Origin of the sequence: Neomoorella sulfitireducens (assembly GCF_024733845.1) — a bacterium.
GTDB lineage: Bacteria > Bacillota > DSM-521 > Neomoorellales > Neomoorellaceae > Neomoorella > Neomoorella sulfitireducens.
Genome location: NZ_JANRHG010000002.1, coordinates 62178 through 75186, shown reverse-complemented (window position 1 = coordinate 75186; position 13009 = coordinate 62178). Strand labels below are relative to the sequence as shown.

15 protein-coding genes and 1 riboswitch are annotated in these 13009 nt (G+C 54.0%); of the genes, 11 read left to right on the top strand and 4 right to left on the bottom strand.

All coding sequences use genetic code 11. From position 1 onward, the window contains the following. The first annotated feature begins 50 nt into the window (after positions 1 to 50). Positions 51 to 1010 carry an acyl-CoA dehydratase activase gene (locus NWF31_RS03200; RefSeq protein ID WP_258359065.1) on the top strand — a complete coding sequence of 320 codons (960 nt, stop codon included), beginning with the start codon at positions 51 to 53 and terminating at the stop codon, positions 1008 to 1010. A 14-nt stretch (positions 1011 to 1024) separates the two neighbouring features. Here the strand turns inward: NWF31_RS03200 and galU are convergent, their stop codons facing one another. From galU to NWF31_RS03185, 3 genes are all read right to left on the bottom strand, one after another. Next, positions 1025 to 1927 (bottom strand): UTP--glucose-1-phosphate uridylyltransferase GalU, encoded by a 903-nt coding sequence (galU, locus tag NWF31_RS03195; RefSeq protein ID WP_258359064.1) that lies wholly within the window; start codon positions 1925 to 1927, stop codon positions 1025 to 1027. Between the two features lie 61 nt (positions 1928 to 1988). Next, positions 1989 to 2741 carry a trehalose-phosphatase gene (gene otsB / locus NWF31_RS03190; RefSeq protein WP_258359063.1) on the bottom strand — a complete coding sequence of 251 codons (753 nt, stop codon included), beginning with the start codon at positions 2739 to 2741 and terminating at the stop codon, positions 1989 to 1991. Further along, positions 2716 to 4173: an alpha,alpha-trehalose-phosphate synthase (UDP-forming) gene (locus NWF31_RS03185; protein WP_258359062.1), complete on the bottom strand. Its 1458-nt coding sequence runs from the start codon at positions 4171 to 4173 to the stop codon at positions 2716 to 2718. The genes otsB and NWF31_RS03185 overlap by 26 nt, the downstream gene beginning before the upstream one ends. A 98-nt stretch (positions 4174 to 4271) precedes the next feature. Next, positions 4272 to 4419, bottom strand: a riboswitch (cyclic di-AMP (ydaO/yuaA leader). A gap of 228 nt (positions 4420 to 4647) precedes the next feature. Between NWF31_RS03185 and lysA the strand changes: the two genes are divergently transcribed. From lysA to NWF31_RS03135, 10 genes are all read left to right on the top strand, one after another. After that, on the top strand, positions 4648 to 5970 hold the full coding sequence (gene lysA, locus NWF31_RS03180) for a diaminopimelate decarboxylase (RefSeq protein WP_258359061.1): 1323 nt from the start codon (positions 4648 to 4650) through the stop codon (positions 5968 to 5970). A gap of 17 nt (positions 5971 to 5987) precedes the next feature. Beyond that, positions 5988 to 7052: a CCA tRNA nucleotidyltransferase gene (locus tag NWF31_RS03175; RefSeq protein ID WP_258359060.1), complete on the top strand. Its 1065-nt coding sequence runs from the start codon at positions 5988 to 5990 to the stop codon at positions 7050 to 7052. A 15-nt stretch (positions 7053 to 7067) separates the two neighbouring features. Continuing rightward, positions 7068 to 7697 carry a site-2 protease family protein gene (locus NWF31_RS03170; RefSeq protein WP_258359059.1) on the top strand — a complete coding sequence of 210 codons (630 nt, stop codon included), beginning with the start codon at positions 7068 to 7070 and terminating at the stop codon, positions 7695 to 7697. Between the two features lie 19 nt (positions 7698 to 7716). Further along, positions 7717 to 8694 (top strand): tryptophan--tRNA ligase, encoded by a 978-nt coding sequence (gene trpS, locus NWF31_RS03165; RefSeq protein ID WP_258359058.1) that lies wholly within the window; start codon positions 7717 to 7719, stop codon positions 8692 to 8694. A 19-nt stretch (positions 8695 to 8713) separates the two neighbouring features. Then, positions 8714 to 9481 (top strand): segregation and condensation protein A, encoded by a 768-nt coding sequence (locus NWF31_RS03160; RefSeq protein WP_258359057.1) that lies wholly within the window; start codon positions 8714 to 8716, stop codon positions 9479 to 9481. A gap of 5 nt (positions 9482 to 9486) precedes the next feature. Then, positions 9487 to 10020 carry an SMC-Scp complex subunit ScpB gene (gene scpB / locus NWF31_RS03155; RefSeq protein ID WP_258359056.1) on the top strand — a complete coding sequence of 178 codons (534 nt, stop codon included), beginning with the start codon at positions 9487 to 9489 and terminating at the stop codon, positions 10018 to 10020. 57 nt (positions 10021 to 10077) lie between these two features. Next, a complete protein-coding gene (locus NWF31_RS03150) occupies positions 10078 to 10830 on the top strand; it encodes a DUF2953 domain-containing protein (protein WP_258359055.1) in 753 nt (250 codons plus the stop codon). Continuing rightward, a complete protein-coding gene (gene ytfJ, locus NWF31_RS03145) occupies positions 10766 to 11224 on the top strand; it encodes a GerW family sporulation protein (protein ID WP_258359054.1) in 459 nt (152 codons plus the stop codon). The genes NWF31_RS03150 and ytfJ overlap by 65 nt, the downstream gene beginning before the upstream one ends. 131 nt (positions 11225 to 11355) lie before the next feature. After that, a complete protein-coding gene (locus NWF31_RS03140; RefSeq protein ID WP_258359053.1) occupies positions 11356 to 11946 on the top strand; it encodes a nucleoside recognition domain-containing protein in 591 nt (196 codons plus the stop codon). 3 nt (positions 11947 to 11949) lie between these two features. Then, positions 11950 to 12486 (top strand): spore maturation protein, encoded by a 537-nt coding sequence (locus tag NWF31_RS03135; protein WP_258359052.1) that lies wholly within the window; start codon positions 11950 to 11952, stop codon positions 12484 to 12486. Here the strand turns inward: NWF31_RS03135 and NWF31_RS03130 are convergent. After that, positions 12483 to 13007 carry a methylated-DNA--[protein]-cysteine S-methyltransferase gene (locus NWF31_RS03130; protein WP_258359051.1) on the bottom strand — a complete coding sequence of 175 codons (525 nt, stop codon included), beginning with the start codon at positions 13005 to 13007 and terminating at the stop codon, positions 12483 to 12485. The two genes, NWF31_RS03135 and NWF31_RS03130, sit on opposite strands and share 4 nt — an antisense overlap. Positions 13008 to 13009: the final 2 nt, after the last annotated feature.

Genomic DNA, 13009 nt, shown 5'->3' with positions numbered 1-13009 from the left:
TTATAACGACTGTAAAGGCTGAGAAATTGAATTGAAGGAGATGGTAATTAATGGAGGCAATTTACCTGGGTATAGATGTAGGGTCAGTGAGTACCAATGTTGTAGCCATTGGTGAATCCGGGCAGATACTTACCACCGTTTACTTGCGTACCAGGGGCCAGCCGGTTCGGGCCATTCAGGAAGGATTGGAACAGGTGGTGAACGCTTTAGGTGAAGATATAAAGGTCGCCGGGGTAGGGACTACTGGCAGCGGTCGCTCCCTGGCAGCCGTCATGGTAGGGGCGGATGTGGTTAAAAACGAAATTACTGCCCATGCCGTAGCGGCAAGTCTTGCTGTGCCCGGCGTACAGACGGTCATCGAAATCGGTGGCCAGGATTCAAAGATTATCATTCTCCGCCATGGCATAGTCACGGACTTTGCCATGAATACAGTCTGTGCAGCCGGAACCGGCTCTTTCCTGGACCAGCAGGCGGCCCGCCTGGGGATTCCTATTGAAGAATTCGGGCGTCGTGCCCTGGAAGCAAAGAGCCCCGTGCGTATCGCCGGGCGCTGCGCCGTCTTTGCCGAATCTGACATGATCCACAAGCAGCAACAGGGACATCCCCTCGAGGATATCATTGCCGGTTTATGTGAGGCCCTGGTACGTAATTACTTGAATAACGTCGGCAAAGGAAAAGAAATCCTGCCGCCCGTTGTATTCCAAGGTGGGGTGGCGGCCAATGCCGGCATGTGCCGGGCCTTTAACCGCGCCCTGGGAACAGAAGTAATCGTCCCCGAGCACTACGGCGTTATGGGAGCATACGGGGCCGCCCTGCTGGCCAGGGAAATGAAGCCCGGGGCGAGCGCGTTCAGGGGTTTTGAACTTATCGGGCGTGAATTCCGTACCGGCGGTTTTGAGTGCCAGGGCTGCGCCAACCATTGTGAAGTAGTGGAGTTGCGAGAAGGACGGCAGCTCCTGGCACGCTGGGGTGACCGTTGCGGCAAGTGGAGCAACGCAGTTGCGGTATAATATACACCGTTATTTTACTTACCGGCAGCAACCTCCAGGTTAACGGGGACCTGGGAGATGATGCCGGCCAGGTATTCCCGGAAAGGCCCTGCCAGGTCCGGGCGCGCCAGGGCAAATTCTACCGTGGCCTGCAGGAAACCCAATTTATCACCTATATCGTAGCGTTTACCCTGGAAAAGGTAGGCATAAACTCGTTTTTCCCGGGCAAGGAGACGCAGGGCATCTGTTAGCTGAATCTCCCCGCCGGCTCCCGGCTGGATTTCTGCCAGGAGGGGGAAGATTTCCGGCACCAGGATGTAGCGGCCGATCACGGCCAGGTTAGAAGGCGCTTCTTCCGGCCGCGGCTTTTCTACCAGGTCTTTGACTTCAATAAGACAGCCGTTTATTTCCAGGGGTTCGATAACGCCGTAACGGTTGACTTCCTCCCGGGGTATTTCCTGGACGGCAATAACTGCCCCTTTGACTTCATTATAAACTTCCAGCATTTGCTCCAGGCAAGACGGCTGATTGACGATGATGTCGTCTCCCAGGAGGACGGCAAAGGGCTCCTGGCCGATAAATTTACGGGCGCAGTAAACGGCATGTCCTAAACCCAACTGTTCCTTCTGCCTTATGTAGTGGATATCGGCTAAGCCCGCCACTCCTTCAACCAGGGCAAGGAGGTCTTCTTTATCCTTTTCCCGCAGCAGGTTTTCCAGCTCCAGGGAACGGTCAAAATGATCCTCAATGGCCCGCTTGTTTTTACCGGTAATAATAAGGATGTCCTCTATCCCTGCGTTAACGGCTTCTTCAACGATAAACTGGATGGCCGGTTTGTCGACTATCGGCAGCATTTCTTTGGGCTGGGCTTTGGTGGCCGGCAGGAAACGAGTGCCCCAGCCGGCAGCAGGAATAACTGCTTTCTGTAGGGCTGGCAAAGACCTCACCTCATCTTTAGTATCGTATTTACTTGTAACTTTTTATGGTAAATCTACATCTTTAGCCTGAAATTAATTGTTGCAGGAATTGGGAAACTTCTACCGGTGATGGCAGGAAATAACAATTATTGCAGGGTGTCCAGTTGCCAACCCGGATGGCCAGGCCGCCGGGCGGCAAAGCAGCAAAGGCGTCTTCATCGGTCCGGTCATCACCTAAATAGATGGGATATGCCCGGGGCCATTTACTGATGAAATAAGTAACCGCCAGGCCTTTGTTTACACCCCGGCGGCGCACCTCCAGCACTTTATGCCCGGGAAGCAATTCGACCTTGTTTAAAAAAGGATCTATAGCCCGGCTGAACTGCTTTAAGGCTATTCCGGCAGGGCCGGGGTCGGCCAAACGGTAATGCAGGGCTATAGCCTCACCTTTATTTTCGACTAAAAACCCGGGAATACCTGCTGTGACCTGGCGGGCGAGCCTGAAAATATCTTGCCAGGGGATATCTTCTTTCCGGTAGGGCAGGAGGTTGATAACCTGCCTTTCCGGTGTAGCTATTTCTGTCCCGTGCATGCCGGCAAGATAAAGTCCTGCCACCGGCAGTAACTCCTGTAGCTCCTTTAAACTCCGGCCGCTTATTACGGCCAGGTGGAAACGCGGCCTGGAAGCTAGCTGCTGCAACAAAGTCAGGAGATGGGCATCGGGACGGGCCAAATCTGGCCTGGGTGTTAAGGGTACAAGGGTGCCGTCATAGTCACACATGAGGAGCACGTCGGGGTAATGGCGAATTTTAGCTGCCAGCTGAGCCGGAGACACTGGGTGCTTCACCTTCTGGAGCCTTCATGGCCTGGTGGAAACAGGTCAACCACCAGCGGATATCGTGGCGGCGCACCTTTTCCTGCATCAGGCGCATCCTCTTTTCCTGTTCGGCACGGTCCATGGTTAGGGCTCTATTTAAAATCATAGCCATGCCTTCAATATCGTAAGGATTGACGAGGACGGCACCCTTCAATTCCCGGGCGGCCCCGGCAAAACGACTTAAGACCAGCACCCCGCTGCCGTCGTACCTGGAAGCTACATATTCTTTGGCTACCAGGTTAAGGCCGTCCCGCAAGGGAGTAACCAGCATGACGTCGGCTGCCAGGTAGTAGGCTACCAGTTCCTGCCTGGGCAGCCCCCTCCAGAAATATTGGACGGGGCGATAGCTACCTTCACTAAAACGGCCATTTATGCGACCCACGGCCGCCTCGACTTCCTCTTTCAGGCGGCGATAAGCAGGTATGGCCGTCCGGCTGGGTACGGCAATCTGGACCAGGGTCGCCCGTCCACGCCATTCGGGTACTTCTTCGAGGAGGCGTTCCCAGGCCAGCAGCCTTTCCAGAATGCCCTTGGTATAATCTAGTCTTTCAACACTCAGGGCCAGGTGTTCCGCGCCGAACTGGTTGCGCAAGGTTACAGCCCGGGCCCGGGTTTCAGGTTTTAATGCCTGGCGCTGGAAAGCCTGGTAATCGACTCCCATGGGCCAGGCGCCGGCGTAGATGCGCCGCTGTTGCCAGTAGACAATATTGTTTTCAAAGTCCACCCTGGCTCCCAGCAAGGTGGCCACGGCATTCAAAAAATTATCGGCGTAAGATTGTAAATGAAAGCCCAGGACATCGGTGCCCAGAAGACCGCGCAAGATTTGGGGCGCCCATGGGAGGGTGGCAAGGAGATCGTGGTGGGGAAAAGGGATGTGCCAAAAATAGAATTGCTTTAGTTGCGGTTTGCGGTTGCGGATTTGAGCCGGTACCAGGGCCAGGTGATAGTCATTGACCCATACGGTATCGCCTTCCCTGGCTTCTGTAAGAGCCGCTTCAGCAAATTTAGAATTAACTTTAACATATGTTTCCCATTCTAAGGTGTTATAGCGACACTTTTCTAGAAAATAATGGCACAGGGGCCACAGGGCATTATTGGTAAAACCATGGTAATAAAGATTGATTTCCCCGGCAGTGAGAGGCACCTCACGAAAGGTATAGGCAGGTTCTTCTTGAGGCACCGGTAAACGTACCCCCGGGGTGTCCTCTTGGGGCGCTTCGCGCCCGCCCCAGGCAACCCAGACACCGCCCTTTTCCTTTATGAAAGGTTCTACTGCCGAGACCAGACCGCTGATGGCCGGTACAGGTTGAATACCGCTGTCAGTGGCTCGCAGATTGTAAGCACCCCGATTAGAAACCATGATGATTTTAGGAGCCTGTTTTTTAGCCACTTAGCATACCTCCTTTTTAACCTGTGCCAGTTGTGGGATTTACTTCACTCCTTTAAAATAAAATTAAACCCCGGGGGGACCGGGGTATGAAAGTTTTGCTATATCCCCTTCCACGCTTACGAAGTTAGCTGACGGATTCGGGCTGAAGGTTAGCCCTACTCACCGGTTTTACCCGGTAAGATTCACCCCGTAAGAAATGGGTCCCCCGCTTACGGCGATTGCGCCGCAATTCAGCGTTCCAGGATATACAATTTTATTATATCATACTGGTAATGAAATGCAAACATTGAGACTTTATATTTTTGAAGGATTTGCCAGGATGCCTGACGAATTTTTACCTGCGTATTAGGAAGCTGGGGCGGGGCCAGTTGGGGATTAAGGGAAACCGGCAAAGGTTCCCTTATTTTTTCTAGACATAGCAGGCAGCCTCGGTTAAAATGAGAATATATTGGTTGAAAGGAGTTACCGGTTTTAATGCATTTGCATGGTACCATGCAGGTAAATACCATGGGTCGTCTTACCATCGGGGGTTGCGATGTAGTCGAGCTTGCAAGGGAATTCGGCACTCCCCTTTATATCTTCGACGAAGAATGTATCCGGAACAACTGCCGGGAGTTTTACCGTGCCTTTGGCGTGAAAGAAGGCCTTTCCAGGGTTATCTACGCCGGTAAGGCATTTTTGACTACCGCCATGTGCCGGATTATCGCCGGCGAGGGGCTGGGGCTGGATGTTGTTTCCGGGGGCGAACTTTACACCGCCCTGGCAGCCGGTTTTCCGGTAGAAAAAATCTATTTCCATGGTAACAATAAAAGTTATGCCGAGCTTTGCCAGGCCCTGGAGGCCGGCATAGGGCGGTTCGTAGTTGATAATTTTGCCGAACTGGAGCTTCTAAGCCGCTTGAGCACAGAAAGGGGCCAGGTCGCCCGGGTAATTTTAAGGATCACACCGGGCATTGAAGCCCATACCCATAATTATATCCGTACCGGCCAGATTGATTCCAAGTTCGGTTTTACCCTGCCCAATGGCCAGGCCCTGGAAGCGGCAAAAAGGGTCAAGGATTTGCCGGGTATTGAGTTCAAGGGGTTACATTGCCATATTGGTTCCCAGATCTTTGAATTGGAACCTTACAGCCAGGCGGTTGCCGTAATGCTGGAACTGGCCGCCGCCATTAAAGAAGCGACGGGATTGATAACCGCGGAGCTTGATCTTGGAGGCGGTTTTGGCATATATTATACTGCTGAGGATCATCCCCTGCCGGTTAGTGCCTATGCAGAAACGATTTTTAACCGGATCAAGGAAGAAACCCGGAATTTAAACCTGCCTCAACCCCTGGTAATTGTTGAACCGGGTCGTGCTATTATCGGGCCGGCGGGCAGTACTGCCTATACCGTAGGCAGCATTAAAGAAATTCCCGGGATACGCAAGTATGTGGCCGTGGACGGGGGTATGGCCGACAATATCCGTCCCGCCCTTTATGGCGCTAAATATGAAGCCATCCTGGCCAATAAAGCCAATCTCCCGGCCACAGAAACAGTTGCCGTAACCGGAAAGTGCTGCGAGTCCGGCGATATGCTCATCTGGGAGGCTGATCTTCCCCGGGCGGAGGCCGGTGATATTCTGGTCATTTCCTGTACCGGTGCCTATGGTTACACCATGGCCAGCAATTATAACCGCCTGGGCAGGCCGGCAGCCGTACTGGTCCGGGAAGGAAACGCCGATCTGATTTTAAAACGGGAAGATTACAATGACCTGCTGCGCAATGACGTTATTCCTGCCCGGCTGGCCTGTACGAGATAAATTTTTTAACGGAAGCAATGTTCTCCTACCAGAAACTCTTCCGGCGCAACCAGCTGCGCATCCTGGCCCAGACCAGGAAAATAGCGTCCATTAAAGGCCAGCGGGTTTACCTGGTAGGCGGGACGGTCCGGGACCTACTTCTTGGCCGGCCCGAGGTCGACCTCGACCTGGCAGTGGAAGGTGATGGTCTTCTCTTTGCCCGGGAACTGGCCCGGCATATCGGGGGTCGCCTGGTTTTTCATGACCGCTTTCTTACAGCTACCGTCTACTGGGGCGGCGAGCGGGTGGATGTAGCCACTACCCGTCAAGAGTACTATCCACGGCCCGGAGCCCTGCCTGAAGTAGAACCCGCCAACCTGGAGGCAGACCTGGCCCGGCGCGATTTTAGCATTAATGCCATGGCCCTGCCGGTAGTAGCAAGGGATCTGGGTTCAGTTATCGATCCCTTTGGCGGGCGGGAAGACCTGACCGGGCAAAAACTGCGGGTTTTGCACCGGGATAGCTTTCGTGATGATCCGACCCGCATTCTGAGAGGGGTGCGCTTTACCACCCGTTTAAAATTTGCCTGGGAAGAGGAAACTTGTGCTTTAGCCCGGCAAGCCCTGGCAGGTGGATACCTGGAACTCCTGGAACCAAAACGCCTCTGGCAGGAATTAATCCTCCTGCTTAAAGAGCGAAGGCCGGTAGTCGCGTGGGAAAGCCTGATTGACCTGGGGTGGCAGGGTATACCCGGGGCCGGGGTGCCCGATATCGGCGCCGGACGGCGGGCGGAAAGGCTTCTCTGGCAGTGGAAGTGGCGGGGCCAGAGCTCCATTGATGCCGGCCTGGTTTATTTTTTAATCGCCACGGCAAAATTAAAGCCAGCGACCCTGGAAAATATCCTTGATAGCCTGAATTTTGGTCGCAAAAAGCGCAGTAAAATTTACGCCGCCAGGGATTTATTACCGGAACTGGCTCCATGCCTGACGCGAAGGGACCTGTTGGAATGCCTGCCGGGCGGAACCAGGATGGCCCCGGAAGTTTTAATTTTTATCCTGGCCATGGCCGGGTGGAGCCAGTTACCTGCCAGGGTATTACCCTGAGGAAAGGAGACGGCCATGCACCTGCAAAGTTTAACTCAGCTGGTTTTAGGCATACCGGCCATTTTAATTGCCCTGACCTTCCATGAGTATGCCCACGGCAAGATGGCCTACATCCTGGGGGATCCTACAGCCAGGAACCAGGGGCGCTTGACTTTAAACCCCATGGCCCACCTGGATATCCTTGGGACCCTGCTCCTATTAGTGGCGGGTTTTGGCTGGGCCAAGCCGGTACAAGTCAATCCCTATTACTTCCAGATGGACCGGCGCAAAGGGATGATGCTGGTGGGCCTGGCAGGACCGGTAATGAACCTGGTGCTGGCCTACCTGGCAGCAGTTGCCCTGCGGCTATTCTTGCGTTTTGATATCGGCAGCTACTGGTTGGTTACTTTTTTAAACCTGGTGGTTGGTTATAATGTAGTGCTGGCCGTCTTTAACCTGATCCCCGTGCCGCCCTTGGATGGCTCCCGTGTCCTGGCCGGCATCTTACCCCCGGAAGGGGCAGCGAAGGTTTACTATTTGGAGAGCTACGGCACCTTGATTTTACTGCTCCTGATTGCCACCGGTATTATCGGCCGCATTATAGGGCCACTGGTGAAGCTGGTACTCGACCTGATTATTGCTGCCAGCGGCCTGGCATTTATATAAGTGAGGAGTGTTTCAGAGCATGCGTATATTGAGCGGCATGCGCCCCACAGGGCGGTTGCATATCGGCCACTTAAGTGTGCTGGAAAACTGGGTACGCCTGCAGGAAGAAAACGAGTGCTTTTACTTTATTTCTGACTGGCATGCCCTGACTACAGGTTACGACAATACCGCAGAGCTCCAGGAGAATATCCGCGCCATGCTCCTTGACTGGCTCGGCGCCGGTCTGGATCCCGAGCGGAGTACTATTTTTGTCCAATCCCACGTCAAGGAGCATGCTGAACTGCACCTGCTCTTTTCCATGTTCACCCCCCTGTCCTGGCTGGAACGTGTGCCCACCTACAAGGATCAGATCCAACAGCTGGGCAAAGAAGGCAAGGACGTGTCAACCTATGGTTTTTTAGGCTATCCTCTCCTGATGGCCGCCGACATCTTGCTCTACCTTGCCGATGCCGTGCCTGTAGGCGAAGACCAGTTACCCCATCTGGAATTCTGCCGCGAAGTAGCACGCCGGTTTAATTATCTCTATAAAACAACCCTTTTCCCCGAACCCCAGGCCCTCCTGGCAGAGGTAGCCATGTTACCCGGTATTGACGGCCGCAAGATGAGTAAAAGCTACCACAACGACATTCCTATAGCTGCATCGCCGGAAGAAGTCAGGGAAAGGGTACGGATGATGATTACCGACCCGGCGCGGATTCACAAGACCGACCCCGGCCACCCGGAAGTGTGCCTGGTCCACCGTTACCACGAGATTTATAATGGTGAAGAAGTTGAAGAAACGAGGATCAGCTGCCGGGGTGGCCGAATTGGCTGTGTCTCCTGCAAGAAACGCCTGGCAGAGAAAATAAACGCCGTTCTGGAGCCTGTCCGGGAGCGCCGGGCAAGGTGGGCGTCCCGGCCGGAATTAATTGCGGAAATCCTGGCGGACGGGGCCACAAGAGCCAGAATCACGGCAGGTCGTACCATGGCCATGGTGCGGGAGGCCATGGGAGTTTAAATTTAACGGGGTGAGGCATATGATCGGTAATATACGGCTGGATATCTTTCAGGGGCCCCTCGATCTCCTCCTCACCCTTATTGAACGCCGGGAAATTGACATTCAATCCATATCCGTTGCCGAAGTTACGGCCCAGTACCTGGAATACCTCCATGAAGTAGAGGAGCTTAACCTGGACTGGGCCAGCGAATTTTTAGTCCTGGGTGCTGAATTGATAGCCCTTAAGGCCCGTTTACTTCTACGATACCCCCAAAAGGCCGGACAAGAAGATGAAGAAATAGAAGAGAACCTGGAACCTGCCGGGCTCCTGGCCGAACGTCTTGACGAGTACCGTCGCTACCGGGAGGCAGCCGCCCGTCTGGGTGATCTGGCTGCGCAAGGAGCCCGGGTTTACGGTAGACCCCTGGATCAGGAAGCCGTCACCCGGGCCCTGGCCGGGATTAATCCCCTGGCCAGGGTAACCCCCCCTGACCTGGCCCGGGCCATGGCGGCAGTGCTGGCCAAGGAGCAGGAGATTCCTAAGCAGGAAACGAGGCTCATTGCCCGGCCGGCCTTAACCCTGGTGGGGCAAATGCGCACCATCCTGCGCCGCCTGCGCCAGGAAGAAGAATTTACCCTGGTCTCCCTCCTGGGTTCCCGGCCCACACGCCTGGAAGTGGTGTTGACCCTGCTGGCCCTGCTCGAATTGGCCCGCCGGGGGCGGGTGAACCTTTTCCAGGAGGGAGAATTTGGCGATATCATAGTGAGGCCACCTTCTCCCGGTGATAATGCCGCTGTTCAGGAGTGAACCCTATGCCTTTATTATTCAGCGAAGATAAGAGGGCAGCCCTGGAGTGCCTTCTCTTTGTGGCCGGGGGGCCGGTGCCTGTGAGTACCCTGGCCGCCTGCCTGGGATTGAGTAAAGACGATGTAGTTGAACTAGCCGCAGAACTGAAATCCCTGTATGATGAAGAGGGGCGGGGCTTGCAGATCCGGGAAGTAGCCGGGGGCTACCAGATGTGCACCAGGCCCCAGTTTGCTAATTATATTGAGGCCTTCCTGCAGCCAGAATTACCTTCCCTGTCCATGGCCGCACTTGAAACCCTGGCTATAATTGCTTACCGCCAGCCTATTACGCGGGCGGAAATAGAATATATCCGCGGCGTCAAGGTAGAGGGTGTTTTAAATACCCTTTTAAGCCGAGGCCTGATCCAGGAAACAGGACGGAAAGATGCCCCCGGACGGCCTATTCTTTATACTACCACCCCCCGTTTCCTGGAATTTTTAGGTTTAAAAGATTTGTCCGATTTACCACCCCTGGATGATGCAGCGGCCGGGCGGGAATAGTATACAAGGCAGCATGGGTGGAAAAATAGGGGCAAACCGGCTGCCGGGGGTGGTGTAGTGCTCTGGGCTTGGACGGCAGGGATGGTTGTGGGTTTCCTTTTATTACTCCTGGTTCCGGTACAGTTAGCAGTAGTTTACCGGCGGGCAAATGAGGAAGATTACCTGGAACTGAAACTGGAATTACCGGGAGACTGGGGCAGGTGGGAAGTTATATGGCCATCCTTCCGCAACTGGTGGCCACGGCAAAGTGACAGGCGCTCGGAGACCTTCTTGCAGGGTGAAGTGGACGAAGGGGTATTACCCGGAGAAGTTGCCCGGCCCACTGCGGGGAGTAAAAGGAGATATGCAGGCCGGACAGGCATCTTTATCCTTTTCAGGACTTTAGGTAACTGGCTAATTAAATTAAGTGTTCTTAAGGGTATCTGGCGTCATTTTTTTGCCCGGGTGACTTGCCGGCGTTTCCGTTTGTTTTTAAACCTGGGCACAGGTGAGCCGGCAACTACTGCCCTGCTGTGTGGCACCAGCTGGGCCATGCTGGCCTGGATGTACCAGAATTTGCGACGGCGATCCCGGACGGATTTCCATGTGCCCGAATGGCAGGTAATCCCTCTCTTTGATACGGCGGGCTGGCAAGCCGATTTCAACTGTATATTTACCTTTAAGTTAGGTCATATTATAAGTGCCGGAGTACAATCTCTATGGCTATTATTGCGGATAGCCCGGCAGACGAGAGGGGCAGGGACAGGTGTCCGAACATCCCATCGAGGCCTTGATGAAGACGGCCATGGAAAGCATAAAAGATATGGTTGATGTTAATACCGTTGTTGGCGATCCAATTGAGACGCCGGATGGCCATGTAATTGTTCCCGTATCCCGCGTCTCCGCCGGCTTTGCTGCCGGGGGTACCGAATATGAACCCGGACAGGGAGAAGGTGGTGGTGGAAAATCATTACCCTTTGGCGGCGGTAGCGGTGCCGGTGTTTCCGTCCAGCCGGTCGGTTTCCTGGTGGTAGGAAAGGAACAAATCCGGCTGCTGCCGGTTGACGGCAATGCCGTTGTGGACCGGATTATTGATGTAACCCCCCAGGTACTGGAGAAAATCCAGGAGCTCCTGAGTAAAGGGAGAAAAGAAAAAGGAAATAACGACAAATCTCCCGGTGGTCTACGGACGAAAATGGTTGTAAGGTCTCAGGAAGAGCAATGAGGAGATATTTTAGAAAAAGGCCCGGATAATAAATACCGGGTTTTAACATTTTTACCTATAGAGGACCGTTCTAGAAAATGCCCTCCCTTCATAAATGTTACCAGGAAGGCAAAATATGGAGGGCATGGCAAATGGTTAATATCATATGGCTATTAATGCTCCTCGCTGGAATTTTTGTAGCCGGCTATAACGGCCGGATTGAAGTGGTTACCGCAGCCTCCCTGGAGGCGGCCCAGACAGCCGTAACCCTGGCCTTTGAACTGATAGGGCTCATGGCTATGTGGCTCGGGCTTTTAAAAATTGCCGAAGAAGCCGGTCTGGTAGGCCTCCTGGCCAGGCTCTTACGTCCCTTTACCCGGTACCTCTTTCCGGAAATACCCCGGGACCACCCGGCTATCGGTTCTATTATAATGAATTTAAGCGCCAATATCCTGGGCCTAGGAAATGCTGCCACCCCCTTCGGCCTCAAGGCCATGCAGGAATTACAAACTTTAAATCCCCGTCCCCAAGAAGCTACCCCGGCCATGTGTACTTTTCTGGGATTAAATACCGGTTGCCTGACAATAATACCGGCAACCATTATCGGCATCCGGGCGGCAGCTAATTCTACCGACCCGACCGTAATTGTCGGACCTACCATTTTAGCAACCGGGTTCAGCATGATCACGGTCGTTGTTGCCGATCATTTCTTCCGCCGCATTTATAATGGCCGCCGGGGGTGATAGATGGTGACGGAACTCATACTTGAGGTTTCGCGCTGGGCGATCCCCACGGTTCTTTTTTTTATTCCCCTGTACGGGTACCTGCGAGGCGTGCCGGTTTATGAAACCTTTGTTGCCGGGGCCGAAGACGGGTTTAAGGTAGCAGTAAAAATTATTCCTTTCCTTGTGGGCATGCTGGTAGCTATCGGGGTTTTCCGGGCTTCCGGGGCCATGGATCTCTTTGCCCGTGCCCTCAACCCGGTCCTGCACCTCGTTGGTGTTCCGGGGGAGGTTCTACCCCTGGCCATTATGCGGCCCCTTTCCGGTGGCGGGGCCCTGGGAATAGCTGCCGAACTAATCGGTAGTTATGGACCTGATTCCTTTATCGGGCGCCTGGCTTCGGTAATGCAGGGCAGTACGGATACTACTTTCTACGTCTTAACGGTTTATTTCGGGTCGGTAGGGGTGCGGCGCTATCGTTATGCATTGGCCCTGGGGCTCCTGGCCGATATGTCCAGCCTTATTGCCGCTATCTTTATATGCCGGCTGATGTTTGGTTAAGCTTTTATATTGCCCGCCTCGAAATTTAACAGCCACTCCTTGATAGACAGCCCACCGCCAAAACCAACCAGCCGTCCATCCTTACCTATGACGCGGTGACAGGGTATAATAATACCTACAGGATTACGGCCGATTGCCTGGCCCACGGCCCGGACTGCAGAAGGCCTGTCAATGCTCCCGGCAATATAGCTGTAACTGCAGGTGGCGCCATAGGGTATCCTTTGCAGGGCCGACCAGACGGCCACCTGGAAGGGTGTGCCGTAAAGGTCCAGGGGCAGGGAAAAGGCAAAACGCCGCCCGTTAAAGTAATCGTCCAGCTGCCGGATGACTTCCGCGCAAGGGCGGTCGTTGTTATCAATATTGATGGCGGTACCCGGGAATTTCCGGATCAGATAGTTGCGGATCCCTCCGGGTTCTTCGCCGGGGAAAGAGAGGCGGTATAGACCTGCTGTGCTTAATACAATCGTCAGGCTACCAATAGGAGAAAGATAATTAGTAACGAAAAACAACTTTTCCGGCATAA

Bases quoted from the DNA above. Each gene is read 5' to 3' on its own strand.
- NWF31_RS03135 (WP_258359052.1), top strand. From the start codon at position 11,950: ATGGTGACGGAACTCATACTTGAGGTTTCGCGCTGGGCGATCCCCACG.
- scpB (WP_258359056.1), top strand. From the start codon at position 9,487: ATGCCTTTATTATTCAGCGAAGATAAGAGGGCAGCCCTGGAGTGCCTT.
- NWF31_RS03140 (WP_258359053.1), top strand. From the start codon at position 11,356: ATGGTTAATATCATATGGCTATTAATGCTCCTCGCTGGAATTTTTGTA.
- NWF31_RS03170 (WP_258359059.1), top strand. From the start codon at position 7,068: ATGCACCTGCAAAGTTTAACTCAGCTGGTTTTAGGCATACCGGCCATT.
- NWF31_RS03130 (WP_258359051.1), bottom strand. From the start codon at position 13,007: ATGCCGGAAAAGTTGTTTTTCGTTACTAATTATCTTTCTCCTATTGGT.
- NWF31_RS03200 (WP_258359065.1), top strand. From the start codon at position 51: ATGGAGGCAATTTACCTGGGTATAGATGTAGGGTCAGTGAGTACCAAT.
- NWF31_RS03175 (WP_258359060.1), top strand. From the start codon at position 5,988: ATGTTCTCCTACCAGAAACTCTTCCGGCGCAACCAGCTGCGCATCCTG.
- lysA (WP_258359061.1), top strand. From the start codon at position 4,648: ATGCATTTGCATGGTACCATGCAGGTAAATACCATGGGTCGTCTTACC.
- trpS (WP_258359058.1), top strand. From the start codon at position 7,717: ATGCGTATATTGAGCGGCATGCGCCCCACAGGGCGGTTGCATATCGGC.
- NWF31_RS03160 (WP_258359057.1), top strand. From the start codon at position 8,714: ATGATCGGTAATATACGGCTGGATATCTTTCAGGGGCCCCTCGATCTC.